Source organism: Curtobacterium sp. VKM Ac-2889, assembly GCF_015350855.1.
Lineage (GTDB): Bacteria > Actinomycetota > Actinomycetes > Actinomycetales > Microbacteriaceae > Curtobacterium > Curtobacterium poinsettiae.
The window spans coordinates 113,690-135,422 of the sequence record NZ_JADKSC010000001.1 but is presented as its reverse complement, the minus strand read 5'-3'; the positions used below and the strand labels follow the sequence as shown (position 1 = coordinate 135,422).

At 70.8% G+C, this 21,733-nt stretch carries 20 protein-coding genes; 15 read left to right on the top strand and 5 right to left on the bottom strand.

The genetic code is table 11. The features are described 5' to 3' along the window. Nucleotides 1-40: 40 nt before the first annotated feature. From sdhD to ITJ50_RS00580, 3 genes are all read right to left on the bottom strand, one after another. Entirely contained in the window at nt 41-487 is a 447-nt protein-coding gene (sdhD, locus tag ITJ50_RS00590) for a succinate dehydrogenase, hydrophobic membrane anchor protein (protein ID WP_056070803.1), read from the bottom strand. Between the two features lie 11 nt (nt 488-498). After that, nucleotides 499-948, bottom strand: a complete 450-nt coding sequence (gene sdhC, locus ITJ50_RS00585) for a succinate dehydrogenase, cytochrome b556 subunit (RefSeq protein WP_017888739.1) — start codon at nt 946-948, stop codon at nt 499-501. Between the two features lie 78 nt (nt 949-1,026). Continuing rightward, nucleotides 1,027-2,262: a glycosyltransferase family 4 protein gene (locus ITJ50_RS00580; protein ID WP_042538921.1), complete on the bottom strand. Its 1,236-nt coding sequence runs from the start codon at nt 2,260-2,262 to the stop codon at nt 1,027-1,029. Between the two features lie 187 nt (nt 2,263-2,449). On the opposite strand from ITJ50_RS00580, the gene ITJ50_RS00575 reads away from it, so the two are divergent. From ITJ50_RS00575 to ITJ50_RS00515, 13 genes are all read left to right on the top strand, one after another. Then, entirely contained in the window at nt 2,450-3,565 is a 1,116-nt protein-coding gene (locus ITJ50_RS00575) for a mannose-1-phosphate guanylyltransferase (RefSeq protein WP_017888741.1), read from the top strand. 198 nt (nt 3,566-3,763) lie between these two features. Then, nucleotides 3,764-4,828: a BMP family lipoprotein gene (locus tag ITJ50_RS00570; RefSeq protein ID WP_017888742.1), complete on the top strand. Its 1,065-nt coding sequence runs from the start codon at nt 3,764-3,766 to the stop codon at nt 4,826-4,828. A gap of 195 nt (nt 4,829-5,023) precedes the next feature. Next, a complete protein-coding gene (locus ITJ50_RS00565; RefSeq protein WP_017888743.1) occupies nt 5,024-6,544 on the top strand; it encodes an ABC transporter ATP-binding protein in 1,521 nt (506 codons plus the stop codon). 114 nt (nt 6,545-6,658) lie between these two features. Beyond that, nucleotides 6,659-8,026 (top strand): ABC transporter permease, encoded by a 1,368-nt coding sequence (locus ITJ50_RS00560; protein WP_194589691.1) that lies wholly within the window; start codon nt 6,659-6,661, stop codon nt 8,024-8,026. After that, nucleotides 8,023-9,312: an ABC transporter permease gene (locus ITJ50_RS00555; protein ID WP_017888745.1), complete on the top strand. Its 1,290-nt coding sequence runs from the start codon at nt 8,023-8,025 to the stop codon at nt 9,310-9,312. The genes ITJ50_RS00560 and ITJ50_RS00555 overlap by 4 nt, the downstream gene beginning before the upstream one ends. A 109-nt stretch (nt 9,313-9,421) precedes the next feature. Further along, nucleotides 9,422-9,904: a cytidine deaminase gene (locus ITJ50_RS00550; RefSeq protein WP_017888746.1), complete on the top strand. Its 483-nt coding sequence runs from the start codon at nt 9,422-9,424 to the stop codon at nt 9,902-9,904. A gap of 1 nt (nt 9,905) precedes the next feature. Next, nucleotides 9,906-11,204 (top strand): thymidine phosphorylase, encoded by a 1,299-nt coding sequence (locus tag ITJ50_RS00545; RefSeq protein ID WP_194589690.1) that lies wholly within the window; start codon nt 9,906-9,908, stop codon nt 11,202-11,204. Nucleotides 11,205-11,324: 120 nt separating this feature from the next. Then, nucleotides 11,325-12,437 carry an adenosine deaminase gene (locus tag ITJ50_RS00540; RefSeq protein ID WP_194589689.1) on the top strand — a complete coding sequence of 371 codons (1,113 nt, stop codon included), beginning with the start codon at nt 11,325-11,327 and terminating at the stop codon, nt 12,435-12,437. A 3-nt stretch (nt 12,438-12,440) separates the two neighbouring features. Beyond that, the gene (locus ITJ50_RS00535; protein WP_140448904.1) at nt 12,441-12,887 is read left to right on the top strand and encodes a PTS sugar transporter subunit IIA; all 447 of its coding nucleotides are present in this window, start codon (nt 12,441-12,443) and stop codon (nt 12,885-12,887) included. Beyond that, nucleotides 12,884-13,162: a PTS sugar transporter subunit IIB gene (locus tag ITJ50_RS00530; RefSeq protein WP_017888750.1), complete on the top strand. Its 279-nt coding sequence runs from the start codon at nt 12,884-12,886 to the stop codon at nt 13,160-13,162. The genes ITJ50_RS00535 and ITJ50_RS00530 overlap by 4 nt, the downstream gene beginning before the upstream one ends. Before the next feature lie 29 nt (nt 13,163-13,191). Next, nucleotides 13,192-14,034 (top strand): purine-nucleoside phosphorylase, encoded by an 843-nt coding sequence (locus ITJ50_RS00525; protein ID WP_140448903.1) that lies wholly within the window; start codon nt 13,192-13,194, stop codon nt 14,032-14,034. Beyond that, nucleotides 14,031-15,707 carry a phospho-sugar mutase gene (locus tag ITJ50_RS00520; RefSeq protein WP_194589688.1) on the top strand — a complete coding sequence of 559 codons (1,677 nt, stop codon included), beginning with the start codon at nt 14,031-14,033 and terminating at the stop codon, nt 15,705-15,707. The genes ITJ50_RS00525 and ITJ50_RS00520 overlap by 4 nt, the downstream gene beginning before the upstream one ends. 383 nt (nt 15,708-16,090) lie before the next feature. Then, nucleotides 16,091-16,810, top strand: a complete 720-nt coding sequence (locus tag ITJ50_RS00515; RefSeq protein ID WP_194589687.1) for a hypothetical protein — start codon at nt 16,091-16,093, stop codon at nt 16,808-16,810. An 88-nt stretch (nt 16,811-16,898) separates the two neighbouring features. Here the strand turns inward: ITJ50_RS00515 and ITJ50_RS00510 are convergent, their stop codons facing one another. Together ITJ50_RS00510 and ITJ50_RS00505 are read right to left on the bottom strand one after the other, a co-directional pair. After that, the gene (locus ITJ50_RS00510; protein ID WP_194589686.1) at nt 16,899-18,686 is read right to left on the bottom strand and encodes an acetyl/propionyl/methylcrotonyl-CoA carboxylase subunit alpha; all 1,788 of its coding nucleotides are present in this window, start codon (nt 18,684-18,686) and stop codon (nt 16,899-16,901) included. A gap of 79 nt (nt 18,687-18,765) precedes the next feature. Then, entirely contained in the window at nt 18,766-19,560 is a 795-nt protein-coding gene (locus ITJ50_RS00505; RefSeq protein WP_194589685.1) for a Maf family protein, read from the bottom strand. Nucleotides 19,561-19,574: 14 nt separating this feature from the next. Here ITJ50_RS00505 and ITJ50_RS00500 point away from each other — a divergent pair, with 14 nt between their 5' ends. Both ITJ50_RS00500 and ITJ50_RS00495 read left to right on the top strand, forming a co-directional pair. Then, the gene (locus tag ITJ50_RS00500; protein ID WP_194589684.1) at nt 19,575-20,834 is read left to right on the top strand and encodes a class I SAM-dependent RNA methyltransferase; all 1,260 of its coding nucleotides are present in this window, start codon (nt 19,575-19,577) and stop codon (nt 20,832-20,834) included. Nucleotides 20,835-21,010: 176 nt separating this feature from the next. Beyond that, nucleotides 21,011-21,730: a response regulator transcription factor gene (locus ITJ50_RS00495; RefSeq protein WP_017888757.1), complete on the top strand. Its 720-nt coding sequence runs from the start codon at nt 21,011-21,013 to the stop codon at nt 21,728-21,730. Nucleotides 21,731-21,733: the final 3 nt, after the last annotated feature.

Here is a 21,733-nt window from a genome sequence, read left to right as displayed (position 1 = left end):
TCCGTAGACGGTGGGAACGCGGGCAGCAACGGTGGTGGTGCTACTGCGCCGGGCAGAAGGACGGCAGGTCGGCGGCAGCTGCGCCGGCGGGGCACGGGTCGAAGGTCCAGCAGACGAGGAGCCCGAGCACGATCAGCACGACGCAGGCGGCCAGGATCGCGATGAGGAGCGTCTTGCGGATGCCCGGCTTCGACACGTAGTCGTTGACGATGGTGCGCATGCCGTTCGAGCCGTGGATGAGGGCGAGGACCAGCATGAGCGAGTCCCAGACCTTCCAGAAGGGGTTGGCCCACTTGCCGGCGACGAAGGCGAAGTCGATCTGCTTGACGCCCTCGCCCGCCACCATGTTGACGAAGAGGTGGCCGAAGATCAGCACGACGAGCAGGACGCCCGAGGCGCGCATGTAGATCCAGCCCCACTTCTCCCAGTTGGTGGTGCTCCGGGCGGCCGCTGCCGAGCGGGGAGGTTCGACGATCTGCGTGGTCATGTCCGTGCCCCTCAGTTGAAGTCCGCGACGAGGTTCATGAGCTGGCGGGGCAGGAAGCCCGCGATCGCCACCGCCCACAGGACCATGACGATCCAGAACATGGCCCGCTGGTACTTCGGGCCCTTGGACCAGAAGTCGATCAGGATGATCCGCAGGCCGTTGAACGCGTGGAACACGATGGCCATCACCAGCGCGATCTCGCCGAGGTTCATGATCGGGGTCTTGTACGTGCCGATGACGGCGTTGTAGGCCTCGGGGGAGAGCCGCACGAGTGCCGTGTCGAGGATGTGCACGAGCAGGAAGAAGTAGATCGCGACGCCCGTGATGCGGTGGAGGACCCACGACCACATCCCGATGGATCCGCGGTAGAGCGTGCCCTGTGGCGTCCGAGAAGCCCTGGGCGCTTCGATCGAGACGTCGGGCACCGCCGTCGCCGTACCCCCGCCGGTGTGCTCAGCCATGAGCTCGTCCTTCCATAGGACGGGCTCGCCCGATCGGCGAGCCCTTGCCGTTCGTGTTCGTGTGGAACACGACCCATCCTATGCGCGAGCGCTGACCTTCTCGTCCCGACCTGCCCGGAGGCCCCGTCCGACGGGCGGCGCGCCGATGGTCCGGGCCGTGTCGTGGTGGTCGAGGAGCTGGTCGCCGACGGCCTCCCACGTGGTCCCCTCGACGCGGAGCCGACCGGCCGAACCCATCCGGTCGGCCAGGGCGCGGTCGTGGTGCAGCCGCAGGACGGCGTGCCGCAGGGCCTGGGGTGCGTCGGCGTCGTAGAGCTCCCCGTCGAGCCCCGGGGCGACCAGGTCGAGCGGGCCGCCGGACGCCGGTGCGATCACCGGTAGGCCGGAGGCGTGGGCCTCCTGCAGGGTCTGCCCGAAGGTCTCGGCCGGACCGGTGTGCACGAACAGGTCGAGTGCTGCGTACGCGTCGGCGAGGGCGTCGCCGCGCAAGGGGCCGGTGAAGGTGACGTCGAGGTGCCGGAGCCGCCGCTCGAGCATCGCCCGCGACGGACCGCCGCCGGCGACGACGACCCGGATGCCCGGGACACCACCGAGTTCGGCGAGTCGCTCGACCTCCTTCTCCGGGGCGAGCCGACCGACGTACCCGACGATCGTCTCGCCGTTCGGGGCGAGCCGGCGGCGGAGCGCGCGCACGTGCCCCGACGTCCGGCGTGCGGGGTGGAACAGTTCGGTGTCGACGCCGCGACCCCAGCGGGCGACGCGCGGCACGCCGTCCTCGGCGAGCATCGCGGCCGTCGCGCTCGACGGGGCGAGCGTCAGCGAGGCGCCCGCGTGGATGCGTCCGAGGATCTTCCGCACCAACGGGACGGTCGCGGTCAGGCCGTTGCGGCGGGCGAACCCGGCCACGTCGGTCTGGAAGACGGCGACGGAGGGGATGCCGAGCCTCCCGGCCGCCGTGATCGCGCGCCCACCCAGCAGGAACGGACTCGCGGCGTGGAGCACGTCGGCGCCGGAGGCGGCGAGGATCGTGTCGAGCACCGGATGGGGGAGCGCCACCGGGAACTGCCGGTAGGCGACGGCGGGGACACGGTGGACGTCGAAGGAGCGGTAGCGCTCGACGGCGCTGCGCGAGCGGAACTGCGCGAGTCCGGGGGTGTCCGGGGCGATCACGACCGCGCGGTGACCACGTCGTTCCAGGTGGTCGAGGACCGCCAGGACACTCGTGGTCACGCCGTTGAGGGTGGGCAGGAAGCTCTCGGTCACGACGGCGACGGTCCGGGGGGACGTGCCGCGCTCCACGCTGCGTGCGCTCATGGTGCTGCCCATGCTCCGGGCGTGACGTGACCCGACGGGGCCGACGACGTGAACGGGACGCGCGCGCCGGGTGAACAACGCGACGCCCTCCGGTGCGGACGCCGGACGGCGTCCCGCGGGAGGCCGCATGCGGGAATCGTGCGGAGACCACCCAGGATCCGCCCGGCGGGGGCGGTACGGTGAGCGCGTGGCTGACGCTCTCGAAGACTTCTACGCGATCATCCCCGCAGGGGGCATCGGATCGCGCCTGTGGCCGTTGTCGCGCGCGGACGCACCCAAGTTCCTGCACGACCTGACGGGTTCCGGCACCTCGCTGCTGCGGCAGACCTGGGACCGCCTGGCGCCGCTCGCCGGCGACCAGCGGATCATGGTCGTCACCGGCCGTGCGCACCGCGTCGCGGTCGAGTCGCAGCTGCCCGGCGTCGAGGACCACAACGTGGTGCTCGAGAGCGAGCCGAAGGACTCGACGGCGGCCATCGGCCTGGCCGCGGCGATCCTGGTGCGCCGCGAGCCCGACGTCGTCATCGGGTCCTTCGCGGCCGACCACGTCATCGGCGACGCACGCGGTTTCCGCCGTTCGGTCCGCGAAGCCGTCGCCGTCGCACGCGCCGGCTACGTCACGACCATCGGCATCACGCCGACGGAGCCCGCGATCGGCTTCGGCTACATCCACGCGCACGGCGACACCCTGGACATCGAGGGCGCACCGACCGCGCACGCCGTCCGGTCGTTCGTCGAGAAGCCCGACCTGGACACCGCCCGCTCGTACGTCGAGCAGGGCACGTACCTGTGGAACGCGGGCATGTTCATCGCCCGCGCCGACGTGCTGCTCGAGGAGATCGGCCGGAACAACCCGACCCTGCTGGCCGGCATCAACGAGCTGGCGGACGCCTGGGACACCTCGGCGCGCGGCGCGGTCGTCGACGCGGTCTGGCCCACGCTCGAGAAGATCGCGATCGACTACACAGTCGCCGAGCCCGCTGCTGCTGCTGGTCGCATGGCCGTCGTGCCAGGCGACTTCGACTGGGACGACGTGGGCGACTTCGCCTCGCTCGCCAAGCTGCAGTCCGGTGGGCGACCGAACAACCTCGCGGTGCTCGGGGACGGTGCGCGCATCCTGGCGGACTCGTCGAGCGGCATCGTGATCTCGCACAGCCAGCGACTCATCTCACTCATCGGCGTCGAGGACATCGTCGTCGTGGACACCCCGGACGCCCTGCTCGTCACCACGAGCGCGAACGCCCAGCGGGTGAAGGGTGTCGTGGATGCCCTGAAGATCAGCGGCCGGGGCGACGTCCTGTAGCGCTCCACCGACAAACCCCTCGAACTGGGGGTGAGCGGGCGACCCCGCGTTACGGGCGCGTTTCGGCGGGGTCGCGATCCCGTAACCGATCCACGGGACCCCCGCAACGGGTCCTGTACCGACCCGACGGTCGTGTACTGTCGCCACGATCGCCCGGAACGCACGTGGTCCGGGCACGCTCCCCGGAGGAACCAACCCGTGACATCTCGTACCCGACAGGTCGTCCTCAGCGGCCTCGCGCTCGCCGGCACCGTCGCCGTCCTGGCCGGCTGTGCCTCGGCGCCGTCCACCACCGAAACGGCGAAGAAGACCGACTTCCGCCCCTGCATGGTCTCCGACGCCGGTGGGTTCGACGACAAGTCGTTCAACCAGCTCGGCTACGAGGGCATGAAGGACGCCGCCAAGGACCTCGGCGCCACCTACAAGGAAGCCGAGTCCAAGGACGCCACCGTCTACGACTCGAACATCGAGCAGCTCATCGGGCAGAACTGCAACCTCGTCGTGACCGTCGGCTTCAACCTGGCCGACGCCACGAAGAAGCAGGCCGCTGCGAACCCCGACACCGACTTCGCGATCATCGACGACAACTCGATCGACGCCAAGAACGTCAAGCCGATCACGTTCGACACCTCGCAGGCCGCGTTCCTCGCCGGCTACGCGGCGGCGTCGTACTCGAAGACCGGCGTCGTCGGCACCTTCGGCGGCATGCAGATCCCGACCGTCACCATCTTCATGGACGGCTTCGCGGACGGTGTGAAGTACTACAACGAGCAGAAGGACAAGGACGTCAAGGTCGTCGGCTGGAACGTCGACACCGGCAAGGGTTCCTTCACCGGTGGCTTCGAGGCCGGCACGCAGGCCAAGTCGGTCGCGCAGACGCTCCTCGACCAGGACGCCGACGTGATCCTGCCCGTCGGTGGCCCGATCTACCAGTCCGCTGCCGAGGCCATCAAGGACGCCGACAACGGTTCCGTCCTGATCGGCGCGGACAGCGACCTCTACGAGGCCGACCCCCGCTACAAGGACATCGCCTTCACCTCGGTCGAGAAGGGCATGCGCCCGGCCGTGAAGGACGTCGTCGAGCAGGCGGCTGACGACAAGTTCTCGAAGGAGCCGTACGTCGGCACCCTGAAGAACGACGGCGTCGGCATCGCTCCGTTCCACGACTTCGAGTCCAAGGTCGACAAGGGCCTGCAGGGCGAGCTCGACGACGTGAAGGCCGGCATCATCGACGGCTCGATCAAGGTCAAGACCCAGTCCTGACCCGGTGAACGCGGGCGGGGGAGCATCCCTCGCCCGCGTTCTCGTGCGCCCAGGTGGCGCACCCCAGACCGTGCATCCCCAGGGTGCACCCCCAGACCGTGCACCCAAGGGTGCGCGCCAGACCGTGCTTCCGCAGGGTGCACGCGACAGCGTGCGCCCGCGTGGCGCGCGCGAGACAGAAATAGACTCCCGAACATGAAGCTCGAACTCCGCGGCATCACCAAGCGGTTCGGCGCCCTGGTCGCCAACGACCACATCTCGCTCACCGTCGAGCCGGGTGAGGTCCACTGCCTCCTGGGTGAGAACGGCGCCGGCAAGTCCACCCTGATGAACGTCCTGTACGGCCTGTACGACGCCGACGAGGGCGAGATCCTGCTCGACGACGTGGTGCAGGACTTCGACGGCCCCGGTGACGCCATGCGCGCCGGCATCGGCATGGTGCACCAGCACTTCATGCTCGTGCCCGTGTTCACGGTCGCCGAGAACGTGATGCTCGGGCAGGAGCAGACGACCTTCGGTGGCCGTCTCGACCTGGCCGGTGCCCGCAAGCGCGTGCAGGAGATCTCGGACCGTTTCGGGTTCGACGTGGACCCGGACGCCAAGGTCGAGGACCTGCCCGTCGGTGTGCAGCAGCGCGTCGAGATCATCAAGGCGCTGTCCCGCGATGCCTCCGTGCTGGTGTTCGACGAGCCGACGGCCGTCCTCACCCCGCAGGAGACCGACGAGCTGATGGGCATCATGCGCCAGCTCCGCGAAGCCGGCACCGCCATCGTCTTCATCACCCACAAGCTCCGTGAGGTGCGCGAGGTCGCCGACCGCATCACGGTCATCCGCCTCGGCAAGGTCGTCGGCGAAGCTTCGCCGACAGCCACGAACAACGAGCTGGCCGCGCTGATGGTCGGCCGCGCCGTCTCGCTCGTGGTCGACAAGGAACCCTCGACCGGTGGCGACGACGCCCTGGTCGTCGAGCACCTCACCGTCACCGACCCGTCCGGCATCGTGCTCGTCGACGACGTCTCCTTCACGGTGCGTCGCGGCGAGGTCCTGGCCATCGCCGGGGTGCAGGGCAACGGGCAGACCGAGCTCACCGAGGCGATCATGGGCCTCGAGCCCGCGCACGGTGGCCGCATCACCCTGGACGGCAAGGAACTCACCGGCCGGAGCGTCAAGCAGGTGCTCGACGCGGGCGTCGGCTTCGTCCCCGAGGACCGCAAGGAGGACGGCCTGGTCGGCGAGTTCACCATCGCCGAGAACCTGATGCTCGACCGCGCCGACCACGCCGAGTTCGTCCGCGCCGGCACCATCCGGTCGGCGGAACGTGACGCGTTCGCCGACGAGAAGATCGCCGAGTTCGACATCCGGACGCCTGGTCGCACCACCGCTGCCGGTCGGCTGTCCGGCGGCAACCAGCAGAAGATCGTCCTGGCGCGCGAGCTGAGCCGCGAACTGCGGCTGTTCGTCGCCGCGCAGCCCACCCGCGGCATCGACGTCGGCTCGATCGAGTTCGTCCACAAGCGCATCGTCGCCACCCGCGACACCGGTGTGCCGGTCATCGTCGTCTCCACCGAGCTCGACGAGGTCGTCGCACTGGCCGACCGCATCGCCGTGATGTACCGCGGTGGCATCGTCGGCATCGTCCCCGCGACCACCCCCCGCGACGTCCTCGGCCTCATGATGGCCGGGGAGATCCCTGAAGGAACGGAGCTGGCCGCATGACCGGTTCGGCCGGCGAGATCCACGCCACACCCACGACCGGAACGGAGCTGGCCGCATGACCGGTTCGGCCGGCGAGATCCACGCCACACCCACGACCGGAACGGAGCTGGCAGCGTGACCACCCCACCGCCAGACAACACGCAGCAGCCGGCCCCGGCGGCGAACGACACCGCCGACGCCCCGCTCACCGACGACCGTCTGCAGGAGGTCGAGTCGACCCCGCACCTGATGACGGACTCGGCAGCGGACACCGAGCGCCGCAACGGCGCCGGCGGCGACCGCTGGCACGCCGCCCTGCAGGGGATCCTGAACGGCTCCGTGCTCGTCACGGTGCTCGCCGTCGTCCTCGCGCTGGTCGCCTGCGGCATCCTCATCGCGGTGACGGACGAGAACGTCCGTGCCACCGCTGGGTACTTCTTCGCTCGCCCGACGGACATGCTCCAGGCGGTCGGCACCGCGGTCGGCGGCGCGTACGCCTCGCTGTTCCAGGGCTCGGTGTTCAACTTCGGCGCGGACTCGTTCCAGCAGGCGATCGGGCCGCTCACGCGCTCCGTCGACTACTCGGTGCCGCTCATCGCCGCAGGCCTGGGGATCGCGCTGTCGTTCCGCGCCGGACTGTTCAACATCGGCGGTCAGGGCCAGATCCTGATGGGGGCCGCGGCCGCCGGGTGGGTCGGGTTCTCGTTCGACGGCCCCGCCGCGGTCCACATCCCGCTCACGATCCTCGCCGGCATCGTCGGCGGCGCCGTGTGGGGTGGCATCGTCGGGGTGCTGAAGGCCCGGACGGGTGCGAACGAGGTGGTCGTCACGATCATGCTCAACTACGTCGCGCTCTACCTGGTCAGCTACCTGCTCCGCACCCCGGGCCTGCTGCAGGCCCCGGGCAGCAGCAACCCGATCTCGCCCCCCACGAAGGACAGCGCCCTGCTGCCGCAGCTCTTCGGCGTCCGGTACGGCGTGGACCTGGGGTTCATCGTCGCGATCATCGCGGTCATCGTGGTCTGGTGGCTCGTCAACAAGTCGTCCCTCGGCTTCCGGTTCCGCACCATCGGTGAGAACCCCCGTGCCGCCCGCGTGGCCGGCATGAGCGTCCCGTCGCTGACCATCTGGGTGATGCTGATCTCCGGTGCCCTGGTGGGCATCGCCGGCGCCTACCAGGTGCAGGGCGCCGTCACGTCGGGCTTCACCTCGGGCATCGACGCCGGCATCGGCTTCGACGCCATCACCGTGGCCCTGCTCGGCCGTTCCAAGCCGTGGGGCGTGTTCTGGGCGGCCATCCTGTTCGGCGTGCTGAAGAACGGTGGCTACGCCATGCAGGCCGCCAACGGTATCCCGATCGACATCGTCGGGGTCATCCAGGCCCTCATCGTCCTCTTCATCGCGGCGCCGCCGCTCGTCCGCGCGATCTTCCGGATCCCGCAGCCGGGTGCCCGCAAGCGCACGAAGACGAACAAGACCAGCAAGAAGGCGGTCGCCGCATGAGCACCCTCAGCCCCACCGCGGCCCCCGCGTCGCCGCTCGCGGACCGTCCGCTCGAGACCACCAGGAGCTGGAAGCTCCCGATCGGGTACGGCGTGTTCACGCTCATCGCGATCGTGCTGTTCGGCCTGCTGCCGCGTTCCGGCACCACCACGTTCCGCCTGGCGAACGCCGGTGACTTCTTCGCGCTGCCGAACGTCCCGTTGCCCGCGCTCGGGACGGGCATCGTCGTCATCGTCCTGCTCGCGATCCTGACGGTCTACGCGTTCATCGAGACGCGTGCGCTCCGCCGGGTCGCGCTGTGGGTCACGTCGGTCTTCGCGGTGGTGTTCGTCGTCGGGTTCCTGACCTGGGCCGCCGCCGGCTCGTCCCTGCCGATCCCCGGCCTGCTGCTCGGCGCGCTGAGCCTGAGCGTGCCGCTCGTGTTCGGTGCCCTCGGCGGCGTCATCTCCGAACGGGTCGGCGTCGTGAACATCGCGATCGAGGGCCAGTTCCTCGCCGGTGCGTTCAGCTCCGCGATGGTCGCGTCGATCACCGGGTCGCCCTGGGTCGGCCTCGTCGCCGCGCTCGTCGCCGGCATGCTCGTGTCGTTCGTCCTCGCGGCGTTCAGCATCAAGTACCTGGTCGACCAGGTCATCGTCGGTGTCGTCATCAACGCGTTCATCTCCGGCCTGACCGGCTTCCTGTACTCGCAGGTGCTCTCCCCGAACGAGGAGACGCTCAACATCGGCATCCGGTTCCCGAAGGTCGAGATCCCGCTGCTGCACCAGATCCCGGTCATCGGACCGGTGTTCTTCGAGCAGACGGTCGTCGTCTACCTCGCCTACATCGCCGTCGCGGTGGTCACCTTCGGGCTGTTCAAGACCCGCTGGGGGCTGCGGCTCCGCGCCGTCGGCGAGCACCCGCAGGCCGCCGACACGGTGGGCATCAACGTCACGAGCACCCGGTTCTGGAACGTCTCCCTCGCCGGTGCGATCGCCGGTCTCGGCGGGGCGTACTTCACGCTCGACGCGGTCGGGCCGTTCACGAAGGACATGACCGCGGGCGCCGGCTACATCGCCCTGGCCGCGGTCATCTTCGGCCGGTGGGATCCGATCAAGGCGACGCTCGCGGCGCTGCTGTTCGGCTTCGCGTCGAACCTGCAGAACACGCTCGGGGCGATCGACTCGCCCGTGCCGAGCGAGTTCCTGCTGATGCTGCCGTACGTGGTGACGATCTTCGCCGTGGCAGGCCTGGTCGGGCAGTCGCGCGGCCCCGCCGCGTCCGGCAAGCCCTACATCAAGAGTTAGTTCCCTTCCGCAAGACACCGGTGTTCGTGCTCCGCACCGCGGTTCGCGGGTGTTCGATCGACGAACACCGGTGTGTTGCGGACCACCCACCGGCCTGGAGGCACGACACATGACCGACACGCACGCTGCGGGTGACCAGGGGGTCACCGCCACCGACCTGACGGACGCGGCCACGGGCCTCCCGGCCGACGACGTGGACTGGGGCGCCCTGCGGGACGCCGCCACGGCCGCGATGCGGCGCGCCTACGCGCCGTACTCGTCGTTCCCGGTGGGCGCCGCGGCGCTCACCGACGACGGCCGGATCGTCTCCGGCTGCAACATCGAGAACGCGAGCTACGGGGTGACGCTCTGCGCCGAGTGCTCGCTCGTGTCGCAGCTGCACATGACCGGCGGCGGCAAGCTCGTCGCGTTCACGTGCGTCGACGGCGACGGGGCGACCCTGATGCCGTGCGGGCGCTGCCGCCAGCTGCTGTTCGAGCACTCCACCGAGGGCATGCTCCTGGAGACGCTCTCCGGCATCCGCACCATCGACGAGGTCCTGCCGGACGCCTTCGGGCCGCGCACCCTCGCCACCTACCAGCAGGAGCACTGACATGGCAGTCGAGCCGTTCGACACCGTCGACCTCATCCGTACGAAGCGCTCCGGCGGCGCGCTGAGCACCGCCGAGGTGGACTGGCTCGTCGACGCGTACACCCGCGGCTACGTCGAGGACCCGCAGATGGCCGCGATGGCGATGGCGATCTTCCTGAACGGCATGGAGCGGCGCGAGATCAAGGACCTCACGCTCGCGATGATCGCGTCGGGGGAGCGGATGTCGTTCTCGTCGCTCGGCAAGACGACGGTCGACAAGCACTCCACCGGCGGGGTCGGCGACAAGATCACCCTGCCGCTGGCACCCCTGGTGGCGTCGTTCGGCGTCGCCGTGCCGCAGCTGTCGGGCCGCGGACTCGGGCACACGGGCGGCACGCTCGACAAGCTCGAGTCGATCCCCGGGTGGCAGGCGTCGATCTCGAACGACCGCATGATGCAGGTGCTGCAGGACGTCGGCGCGGTCATCTGCGCCGCCGGGTCCAGGCTGGCCCCCGCGGACAAGAAGCTCTACGCGCTCCGCGACATCACCGGCACCGTCGAGTGCATCCCGCTCATCGCGTCGAGCATCATGTCGAAGAAGATCGCCGAGGGCACCGGTGCACTCGTGCTCGACGTCAAGTTCGGGTCCGGCGCGTTCATGCCGACGTACGAGGCGTCGAAGGAGCTCGCGCAGACCATGGTCGACCTCGGCAACGACGCCGGGGTGGCGACCTCGGCGCTGCTGACCGACATGGAGGTCCCGCTCGGGCTGACGATCGGCAACGCGCTCGAGGTGCGGGAGTCGGTCGAGGTGCTCGCCGGTGGCGGACCGGCCGACGTCGTCGAGCTGACCGTGGCACTCGCGACCGAGATGCTGACGCTCGCCGGACTGCCCGACGCCGATCCCGCTGCGGCACTCGCCGACGGCCGGGCCATGGACACGTGGCGTCGGATGATCGAGGCGCAGGGCGGGGACCCGTCCGCGGCGCTGCCCGTCGCCCGGGAACAGCACGTCGTGACCGCGCCGACGTCCGGGGTCCTCACGCAGCAGGACGCGCTGCCGTTCGGCGTCTCGGCCTGGCGGCTCGGAGCCGGTCGTGCCCGTGCGCAGGACCCGGTGCAGGCCGGTGCGGGCATCGAGCTGCACGTCAAGCCGGGGGACACCGTGACCGAGGGGCAGCCGCTGTGGACGCTGCACTCCGATGACGCGTCGCGGATCCCGCGCGCGCTGGAGTCGCTCGAGGGGGCGTGGGCGATCGGCTCGGCGGACTCTCCCGCCGCAGCACGTGGTCCGATCGTGCGCGAGCGCATCGGGTCCTGAACCCGGCCACCCGGCCGACCGGAGGCTCCCTGCACAGCTGTGGGGAGCCTCCAGTGTCTTCCGTTGTGGGTTGTGCACAGGTGCCTGCGCGGCGGCGGTGACCACCGATAGCCTGGGGGAATGAGCGCCGACGCCCCGACCTACCGTTTGCCCGACGCCGGGGCGGTCATCAACGACCTGCCGAAGGTCTCGCTGCACGACCACCTCGACGGCGGCCTGCGTCCCGCGACCATCATCGAGCTCGCAGCATCCGCGGGTGTCACGCTCCCCACCACCGACCCGGAAGAGCTCGGGCAGTGGTTCGCCGACCAGTCGAACTCCGGCTCGCTCGTCGAGTACCTGAAGACGTTCGACGTGACCACGTCCGTCATGCAGACCGCACCGCAGCTCACCCGCGTCGCCCGCGAGTTCGTCGAGGACCTGGTCGCCGACGGCGTCGTCTACGGCGAGGTCCGCTGGGCGCCGGAGCAGCACCTGCAGGGCGGGCTGACGCTCGACCAGACGGTCGAGGCCGTACAGGTCGGCATCGAGGAAGCCGTCGACGCCGCCGGTGGGCGCATCCGTGTCGGCCAGCTCGTCACCGCGATGCGGCACGCCGACCGGTCGCTCGAGATCGCTGAACTCGCCGTCCGGCACCGCGACGCCGGAGTCGTCGGCTTCGACATCGCCGGTGCCGAGGCCGGGTTCCCCGCCTCGAACCACCGCGCAGCCTTCGACCACCTGGCTTCCGAGCTGTTCCCGGTCACCGTCCACGCGGGCGAAGCCGACGGACTCGCCTCGATCCGCTCCGCGCTCGTCGACGGCCGGGCGCTCCGCCTCGGACACGGCGTCCGCATCTTCGAGGACGTCGCCCTGTCCGACGCCGGGGACGGCTCGACGCTGGCCTCCCTGGGCGAGGTCGCCTCGTGGGTCCGTGACCGCGAGATCCCGCTCGAGGTCTCGCCGTCGTCCAACCTGCAGACCGGAGCGATCGCCGCGTGGGGCGACGACCTCGCCGACCACCCGTTCGACGTGCTCTACCAGCTCGGCTTCCGCGTCACGGTGAACACCGACAACCGCCTGATGAGCGGCACCTCGCTGTCGAAGGAGCTCGCACTGCTCGCCGGCACCTTCGGCTACGACCTCGACGACCTGGCGGCGTTCCAGATCAACGCCGCGCTCGGCTCGTTCCTGCCGCTCGAGGACCGCGAGGAGATCATCGCCACCATCACGGCCGGGTACCAGGAGGCCTGACGCATGGGACTGCCACCGCTGCCGGACACCGCTGTCCTCCTCGGTGCGGACGCGCCCGCATGGCGTGACGCGATGCGCCTGGTCGGCGGTGCGCTCGTCGCGTCGGGCGCCACCACCGACGAGTACACCGACGCCATGATCGGCATGGTCGAGGAACACGGGCCGTACATCGTCATCTCGCCGGGGCTCGCGTTCGCGCATGCCCGGCCCGGTGGCGCCGTGGTGCGGGACGGACTCGCGGTCGTGACGCTCGCATCGCCGGTGGCGTTCGGCCACCCGCACAACGACCCCGTCCGTGTCGTGCTCGGGCTCGCGGTGGCCGAGGTCGGCACCCACCTGGAGTCGATCGGCGAGATCGCGAACCTGTTCAACGACGCCACCGTCACCGGGCGGATCGCGGCGGCGACCACGGCGGACGAGGTCCGCGCGATCATGGGGGTCTCCGCGTGAAGATCGTGACCATCTGCGGTGCCGGCATCGGGTCGAGCGGCATCCTCAAGGTGAACGCCGAGAAGGCGCTCGACACCCTCGGGCTGTCGGCGTCCGTCGTCGCTGCGGACGTCGCATCGGTGCGGGACGTCTCCGACGACGCCAACGTGATCCTGACGAGTCAGGAGTTCGTCGAGGCGATCGGGGACACCTACGCCGAGGTGATCGTGATCAAGAACCACTTCGACCAGGGCGAGATCACGGCGGCGGTCGACCGGGCGCTCGGCGAGCACTGAGCGCGTAGTGCGCCCTTTAGAGTTGGGGCATGAGCACCGAGAACCCGCTGAACGACCCCGCTGCCGACCCGTTCGAGGTCGCGCGGGACGCCGCCGCCGTCATCGCCGAACAGTCCGGCATCGAGCGGCACGACATCGCACTGACCCTCGGTTCGGGTTGGGGCAAGGCCGCCGACATCATCGGTGAGACCGTGTCCGAGATCCCGGCCGACCAGGTCCCCGGCTTCAGCGCCTCGGCCGTCCCCGGACACTCCGGCACGATCCGGTCGATCCGCCTCGCCGACGGCCGCCACGCGCTCGTCATCGGCGCCCGCACGCACTACTACGAGGGTCACGGCGTCCGCCGGGTCGTGCACAGCGTCCGCACCGCCGCGGCGACGGGTGCCTCGATCATGGTGCTGACCAACGGTGCCGGTGGCATCAAGGAGCACTGGACACCCGGCACCCCGGTGCTCATCAGCGACCACATCAACCTGACCGCCGACAGCCCGCTCGAGGGCGCGACGTTCATCGACCTGACCGACCTGTACTCGGCGCGTCTGCGTGAGGTGGCCCGGACGGTCGACCCGTCGCTCGACGAGGGCGTGTACACGCAGTTCCGCGGCCCGCACTACGAGACCCCGGCCGAGGTCCAGATGGCGAAGGCCATCGGTGGGCACATCGTCGGCATGTCGACCGCGCTCGAGGCCATCGCTGCTCGCCAGGCCGGCATGGAGGTCCTCGGGTTCTCGCTCATCACGAACCTCGCCGCCGGCATCCAGAAGACACCGCTGTCGCACACCGAGGTGCTCGAGGCCGGCAAGCAGGCGGAGCCGGTGATCGCGGACCTGCTCGCACGCGTCGTCACCGCACTCGGGCAGCCGGCGTCGTGAAGCTCGACCTCGACCGGGTGCTCGGCACCGCGCGGGCGTGGCTGGCGCAGGACCCCGACCCGGAGACCCGCGACGAGCTGGCCGCGGCGATCGACGAGGCCGCCGACGGTGACGGTCCTGCGGTCCGGGCGCTCGCCGAGCGGTTCGACGGGCGACTGCAGTTCGGCACCGCCGGACTCCGCGCCGAGCTCGGCTGGGGCCCGCTGCGGATGAACCGCGTCGTCGTGACCCAGGCGGCGGCGGGGCTCGCACGGTTCCTGATCGAGACCGGGCGTTCGCCGAGTGTCGTCATCGGCTACGACGGCCGGGTGAACTCGGACGTCTTCGCGCGCGACTCCGCCGAGGTCATGCGGGGTCTCGGACTCGAGGTCACCCTGCTGCCCTCGGCCCTGCCGACGCCGGTGCTCGCGTTCGCCGTCCGGCACCTTGACGTCGGTGCCGGCGTCATGGTGACGGCGAGCCACAACCCGCCGCGGGACAACGGGTACAAGGTCTACCTCGGACAGGACGACGACGGTTCGCAGATCGTGCCGCCCGTCGACGGCGAGATCGCGGCCGCCATCGACGCGGTCGCCGCTGGTTCGGTCGCCGATCTGCCGCGCGGCACCGACTACACCGTGGCGACGTCGGCCCTGGTCGATGCCTACGTGGCCGCCACAGCCGCGATCGTGCCCGCTCCGGCGCTCCCGGTCGACGAGCAGCCGAAGGTCGTCTACACGGCCATGCACGGCGTCGGGTGGGAGACCGCGCGTGCGGTGTTCGCCGCGGCCGGGTTCGCCGAGCCGGCGGTCGTCCCGGAGCAGATCGATCCCGACGGTGCGTTCCCCACGGTGTCCTTCCCGAACCCCGAGGAACCGGGCGCGATGGACCTGGCGATCGCCCGCGGTGTCGCCGTCGGTGCCGACCTGGTGATCGCGAACGACCCCGACGCCGACCGGCTCGCGCTCGCGATCCCGACCGCCTCGGACGCCGGTGCGCCGTCGTACCGTCGGCTGTCGGGCAACGAGGTCGGCTGGTTGCTGGGGTGGCGGGCCGCTGCACGGGCGTCCGAGTCCGGCGCGACCGGCACCCTCGCTGCGTCGATCGTCTCGTCGCCAGCGTTGGCCCGGGTGGCTGCGCGCCACGGGCTGGAGTACCGCGACACCCTGACCGGCTTCAAGTGGGTGTCGCGGGTGCCCGGGCTGCTGTTCGGCTACGAGGAAGCCCTGGGCTACCTGGTCGACCCGTCGGTCGTGCGCGACAAGGACGGCATCTCGGCGGCGCTGGAGCTGCTGTCGTTGGCGTCGGACCTCGCCGCGGCCGGATCGTCGATCGCCGGGCAGCTCGACGCCTTCGCCGCCGAGTTCGGGGCGTTCGCCTCGGGGCAGGTCGCGACCCGGGTCGACGACCTGTCGCGCATCGGCGAGGTCATGGCGTCGCTCCGGTCCACGCCGCCTGCGTCCCTCGGTGGCCTCGACGTGCACACGGTGACGGACTACTCGGACGGGGTGCAGGGCTTCCCGCCATCGGACATCCTGCGCTACGACCTGGCCGGCGACGCACGGGTGATCGTCCGCCCGAGCGGGACCGAGCCCAAGGTGAAGGTCTACATCGACACCGTCGCGAACACCCCCGCCGAGGCCCAGCGCCTGGTCGACGCCATCGCCGACGCCGTGCGCCCCCTGGTGTCCTAGGGCAGGGTGGGCTTCCGCAAAACACCGGTGTTCGCGCTCTGAACACCCGCACAACGCGGTGCAGAACGCGAACACCGGTGTTTTGCTGTTCCTCCACAGGGGGTGGGGGAACGCGGGCTGCTCACAAGGAGGGGGAGGCCGTCGTGTAGGCCGCGCGGAGCCGTGACGGTTGGGCCATGGCTCACATCACGGTGTTCGGCGCGGCTCCGAGCGATCCCGATCCGAGAGCGCACCGACGGCTTGCAGATGCCGCGCGCCGCGGGACCCTCATCCGCCTGACGGCGGGTCGGTACGTTGAACGAGAGGCGTTCGAATCAGCGAGTGCAGCGGAGCGCCATCGTGCACGGGTCGAAGCGGTCGTGCCGAACATCCACCCTGCCCTCGTGATCTCCCACGAGTCGGCTGTGGCGATGCTCGGACTCCCGTGGCTCGGGGAGTTCCCCACGCACGTCGTCGCCACCGATCCGCGTCGAGCCACCGGTCAACGTCGCGCGCACCTGCAGAAGGTCGGAGGGGCGGGTCGCCCCATCGCCTGTGCGAGCGTCGGCGGCCTGCCCGTCACGACCCTCGTGGTCACAGGGGTCGACGTCGCGCTCCGAGCGTCGTTCCGCACGGCGGTGGTCGTGTTGGACGCGGTCCTGGCCCGAGGAGTGCCGCAGGACGCGCTGCTCGCCGAACTGCGCAGCAGGGAGCCCCGTCCGCGGGCGTCCACCCGTGCGCGACGCGCGATCGAGTTCGCGGACGCTGCTGCTGACTCGCCGGGTGAGTCGGTGGCGCGGATGTGCTGGGCAGAAGCGGGGTTCCCGCCGCCGGTGCTGCAGAAGGAGTTCCGCGATGCGGCCGGCCTGATCGGCCGCGTGGACTTCTGGTTCGAGGACGCCGGCGTCGTGGTGGAGTTCGACGGGCTGGTCAAGTACCGCGACCGGACGATGCGCGCTGGTCGATCGCCCGAGCGCGTCGTCATCGACGAGAAGCTCCGGGAGGACCGCCTCCGTGCGCATCGCCACGTCCGTCGGGTCGTCCGCGTGACGTGGCCGGACGTGGAGCCAGGCGGCAACGGCCCCGTGGCACTCGAGGCAGCCGGAGTGCGCCGTGTTCGATGAAGCAAAACACCGGGGTTCACGAGCCGAACCGCGGCATGCACGTGTTCGACCGGCGAACACCGGTGTTTTGCGGGAGGGAACCCGCGCGCTACGCGAGCTCGAGCAGCACGTGACCGGACGAGACCGTCTGGCCGACCGGGGCGTTCAGCCCGGTGACGACACCGTCCTTGTGGGCCTGCACGGGCTGCTCCATCTTCATGGCCTCGAGCACGACGAGCAGGTCGCCCTTCACCACGGTGTCACCCTCGGCGACCGCGAGCTTCACCACGGTGGCCTGCATGGGCGACGCCACGGACGACCCGGACTTCGCCAGACCGCCACGGACGGCCGACGAGCGGCGCTTCGGGGGAGCGGTTGGCCCGGCGGGACGACGACCGGCGACACCGGCACCGGCAGCACCGCCACCGACGATCGACGGCATGGTGACCTCGATGCGCTTGCCCTGCACCTCGACGACGACGCTGTCGCGCGCAGCCGGGGCCGGCAGTTCCTCGGGGGAGCCGCTCCACGCCGGGATCTCGTTGACGAAGTCGGTCTCGATCCACTGCGTGTACACCGAGAACGGCGCGGAGTCGTCGGTCGCGAACGCCGGGTCGGACACCACGGCACGGTGGAACGGGAGCACGGTCGGCAGGCCGGTGACCTCGAACTCGGCCAGTGCGCGTCGGGAACGCTCGAGCGCCTCGGTACGGGTGGCGCCGGTGACGATCAGCTTCGCGAGCATCGAGTCGAACGAGCCGGACACGACATCACCCGCGATGACACCCGAGTCGACGCGGACGCCGGGGCCGGACGGTGCGTTGAACGCGTGCACGGGGCCGGGCGCGGGGAAGAAGTTGCGGCCCGGGTCCTCGCCGTTGATGCGGAACTCGAACGAGTGTCCACGCGGTTCCGGGTCCGAGTAGTCGAGCACGCCGCCCTCGGCGATGCGGAACTGCTCGCGCACCAGGTCGATGCCGGTGACCTCTTCGGACACGCAGTGCTCGACCTGCAGGCGGGTGTTCACCTCGAGGAACGACACGGTGCCGTCGGCGCCGATGAGGAACTCGCAGGTGCCGGCACCGACGTAGCCGACCTCGCGCAGGATCGCCTTCGACGACTCGTACAGCGCGGTCTGCTGCTCGGGCGTCAGGTACGGCGCCGGGGCTTCCTCGACGAGCTTCTGGTGGCGACGCTGCAGCGAGCAGTCGCGGGTGGAGACCACGACGACGTTGCCGTGCTCGTCCGCCAGGCACTGGGTCTCGACGTGGCGCGGCTTGTCCAGGTACTTCTCGACGAAGCACTCGCCGCGACCGAACGCGGCGATCGCCTCGCGCGTGGCGGACTCGAACTGCGAGGCGACCTCGTCGCGGGTCCGTGCGACCTTCAGCCCGCGGCCACCGCCACCGAACGCCGCCTTGATGGCGACCGGCAGGCCGACCTCGTCGGCGAACGCGATGACCTCGGAGGCGTCCTTGACGGGCTCGATGGTGCCGGGAGCGAGCGGCGCGCCGACCTTCTCGGCGACGTGGCGCGCGGAGACCTTGTCACCGAGGCGCTCGATCGAGTCCGGCGACGGTCCGATCCAGACGAGCCCGGCGTCGATGACGGCGCGGGCGAAGTCGGCGTTCTCGGCAAGGAACCCGTAGCCCGGGTGCACGGCGTCCGCACCGGAGCGGCGGGCGACCGAGATGATCTTGTCGATGACCAGGTACGTGTCGGCGCTCGTGGTGCCGTTCAGCGCGTAGGCCTCGTCGGCGAGGCGGGCGTGCTGGGCATCGCGGTCCTGGTCGGCGTAGACCGCGACCGATGCCTTGCCCGCGTCGCGGGCCGCGCGGATGATGCGGACGGCGATCTCGCCGCGGTTCGCGATGAGGACCTTGCTGATACGGGGCATGACACAGCAGCGTATTCGTGCGGCGTGCGTGCGTTTTGACTGACGCCCACAAAGAAGCACCCGGATCAGGTGCGGATGTCTACAGTGCCCACAGATCGTGCCAGTCGATGCCGAAGCCACGCAGGAGCATCGAGCGCAGCATCGGCAGGGACATCCCGATCACCGCGGACGGTGCCCCGTCGATCCGCGTGATGTACGCGGCGGCCCGGCCGTCGATGGTGAACGCGCCGGCGACCTCGAGCGGCTCGCCGGTCGCGACGTACGCGTCGATCTCGTCGGGGGACACGTCGTCGGCGAAGGTCAGCACCGCGCTGTCGACGGCGACCACGCGGTCGCCGTCGGCGGCCAGCGCCGACCCGCCGGGGGCGACGTCGCCGAGCTCGGGGACGCCGGCGGCGGACGTGACCAGGGACCGGACGGGAGGCACGGTGCGGGCCGGTCCCGTGCCTCCAGGCCGTCCCGTGGTCGGCTCCAGGTCCGGGCGCCGGTCGTCCCGTCGCCGGTCGATCACGCAGTGCCCGCTCCACAGCGTGCCGCCGCCGGCGGCCAGCATCTGCCGCCAGCGCTCGCGCGCGACCTCCGGGTCGTGCGGCTTGCCGTACAGCTGCCCGTCGACCTCGAAGGCGGAGTCGCCGCCGAACACGACCCCGTCGACCGGCGACCCGGCCACCGTGGCGTCCGCGACGGCGGACGCCTTCGCGACGGCGAGGAGCGAGACGAGTTCCGGACCGGTCAGGTCACGGCCGAGCGATGCCGCGGCGGCGGTGCCGACGGCGTCCTCGTCGACCCCGGGGGACACGAGGACGGGTTCGATCCCGGACTGGGCGAGGAGTGCTCGGCGGGCGGGGGATGTACTCGCGAGGTACAGACGCATGGGACCATCTCACCATGGGTGAATCCGTCGGCACGCTGCTCGAACTCGACGTCACCGGGATCGCCCACGGCGGCATCTCGGTGGCACGGCACGAAGGACGGGTGGTCTTCGTCTCGGACGCGATCCCCGGGGAGCGCGTCGTCGCCCGGGTGACCGAGGACCGCAAGAAGTCGTTCTGGCGCGCCGACACGGTCCGTGTCCTGACTCCGAGCGAGCACCGCGTCGACCACGTCTGGCCCGAGGCAGCCCTCGATCGCGACCCCGAGACGCGCCCGGGCGGTGCCGAGTTCGGCCACATCGCCCTCGCACACCAGCGCACGCTGAAGCACGACGTCCTCGTCGACTCGTTCGCACGCTTCGCGCGGATGGACCTCGCCGAGGTGCTCGGCCACGACGTCGTCGTCGAGGCCGCGCCCGGCGACGACGCGGCGAACGGCCTCGGCTGGCGCACCCGTGTCCGACTGCACGTCGACGAGCAGGGCACCGCCGGCCCCTTCGCTGCCCGCTCCCACTCCGTGATCCCCGTCGCCAGCCTGCCGCTCGCGACCGCCGTCGTGCAGCAGAGCGCCCCGCTCGGCCGTGGTGCGCTGCCGGGCTCGTCGGTCATCGACGTCCTCGCGCCGAGCGGTTCCGAGGGGGCACGGCTCGTCATCGACGACCAGAAGCCCACCGTGGTGACCGAGGTCGTGGGGGAGCGCACCTTCCAGGTCGACGACAACGGGTTCTGGCAGGTGCACCGTGCCGCCGCTTCCGTGCTGACCGAGGCCGTGCAGGACCTGGTCGACCGCGACCGCCTCGACCCCGAGGGCACCCACCTCGACCTGTACGGCGGTGTCGGTCTGCTCGCCGCCGCACTCGGCGACCTGGTCGGCCCGAAGGCGCGCATCACGAGCGTCGAGAGCGCCGCCCGTGCCACCGAGCACGCGCAGGAGAACCTGTCCGAGTGGCTCGGCGCACGTGCCGAGACCGGCCGGGTCGACCGCTGGCTGACGAACACCGTGGCCAACGCCTCGCGCGCCGAGAAGGACCGCTTCCGCGCCGGCACGGTCGTGCTCGACCCGCCGCGCTCCGGCGCCGGGCGGGACGTGGTCGTGCAGATCGCCGCGCTCCAGCCGGAGCAGGTCGTCTACGTGGCGTGCGACCCGGTGGCACTGGCACGCGACGTCGCGACGTTCGCCGACCTGGGGTACCGGCTCGAGGCCCTGCGGGCCTTCGACCTGTTCCCGCACACCCACCACCTGGAAGCCGTCGCGCGCCTGGTCCCCACGCGCTGAGGGCCGGGGCTCGTTCGACCGCCGTTCCTTGCGTGTCGGGGTGTCCACCAATAGGCGGACCGACCAGCGTGGCGCGGCCGAGACGCCCCGCACCTGAGTCCGGGCTGGGTATCCTGGGTCGTTGATGGCACTCCGGTTTCAGGGGCCGGCGTCGCGCATCGGAACGAGAGGCCACAGTGGCAGCAGGAACGACAACCACCAGCACCGAGACGTCAGGGGCGGCCACCAGGCCGGTCCGGGTCGCGATCGTCGACGACCACGAGTCCGTCCGACTCGGGATCCAGGCGGCGTGCCAGAACGAGGGGTTCGAGGTGGTGCTCACCGCCGCCAGCGTCCCCGAGTACGTCCAGAACCTCGACGGGCGAGAGGTCGACGTCGTCGTCCTCGACCTGTCCCTCGGTGACGGCTCGACCGTCACCGAGAACGTCAAGGGCGTGCAGGGGACGGGATCGGCGGTGCTCGTGCACTCCATCGCGGACCGGGTCGCCAACGTGCGTGAGGCGCTCGCAGCAGGGGCTGCCGGCGTCATCCCGAAGTCCTCCGCCACCAAGACGGTGATGGCCGCGGTCGCCACCGTCGCTCGGGGCGACGTGCTCAACAACCTCGAGTGGGCGAGCGCCATCGACGCCGACCGTGACTTCGCGAAGGCGCAGCTCGGCCGCCGCGAGCGCGAGATCCTGCACCTCTACGCCTCGGGGCTCCCGCTCAAGCTCGCCGCCCAGCAGCTCGGCATCGGCTACTCGACGGCGCGTGAGTACCTCGACCGGATCCGGGTGAAGTACGTCGAGGTCGGCCGTCCGGCCCCGACGAAGGTCGACCTGCTGCGTCGGGCCGTCGAGGACGGGATCCTCCCGGGGCTCGACTCGGGCATCGACCCCGACGGCGACGGTCGCTGACAC

Excerpts from the sequence above, each read along its gene's own strand:
- ITJ50_RS00550 (WP_017888746.1), top strand. The coding sequence starts at position 9,422 with ATGACCGACACGCACGCTGCGGGTGACCAGGGGGTCACCGCCACCGAC.
- ITJ50_RS00510 (WP_194589686.1), bottom strand. The coding sequence starts at position 18,686 with ATGCCCCGTATCAGCAAGGTCCTCATCGCGAACCGCGGCGAGATCGCC.
- sdhC (WP_017888739.1), bottom strand. The coding sequence starts at position 948 with ATGGCTGAGCACACCGGCGGGGGTACGGCGACGGCGGTGCCCGACGTC.
- ITJ50_RS00505 (WP_194589685.1), bottom strand. The coding sequence starts at position 19,560 with ATGCGTCTGTACCTCGCGAGTACATCCCCCGCCCGCCGAGCACTCCTC.
- ITJ50_RS00500 (WP_194589684.1), top strand. The coding sequence starts at position 19,575 with ATGGGTGAATCCGTCGGCACGCTGCTCGAACTCGACGTCACCGGGATC.
- ITJ50_RS00565 (WP_017888743.1), top strand. The coding sequence starts at position 5,024 with ATGAAGCTCGAACTCCGCGGCATCACCAAGCGGTTCGGCGCCCTGGTC.
- ITJ50_RS00525 (WP_140448903.1), top strand. The coding sequence starts at position 13,192 with ATGAGCACCGAGAACCCGCTGAACGACCCCGCTGCCGACCCGTTCGAG.
- ITJ50_RS00535 (WP_140448904.1), top strand. The coding sequence starts at position 12,441 with ATGGGACTGCCACCGCTGCCGGACACCGCTGTCCTCCTCGGTGCGGAC.
- sdhD (WP_056070803.1), bottom strand. The coding sequence starts at position 487 with ATGACCACGCAGATCGTCGAACCTCCCCGCTCGGCAGCGGCCGCCCGG.
- ITJ50_RS00540 (WP_194589689.1), top strand. The coding sequence starts at position 11,325 with ATGAGCGCCGACGCCCCGACCTACCGTTTGCCCGACGCCGGGGCGGTC.
- ITJ50_RS00545 (WP_194589690.1), top strand. The coding sequence starts at position 9,906 with ATGGCAGTCGAGCCGTTCGACACCGTCGACCTCATCCGTACGAAGCGC.
- ITJ50_RS00555 (WP_017888745.1), top strand. The coding sequence starts at position 8,023 with ATGAGCACCCTCAGCCCCACCGCGGCCCCCGCGTCGCCGCTCGCGGAC.
- ITJ50_RS00580 (WP_042538921.1), bottom strand. The coding sequence starts at position 2,262 with ATGAGCGCACGCAGCGTGGAGCGCGGCACGTCCCCCCGGACCGTCGCC.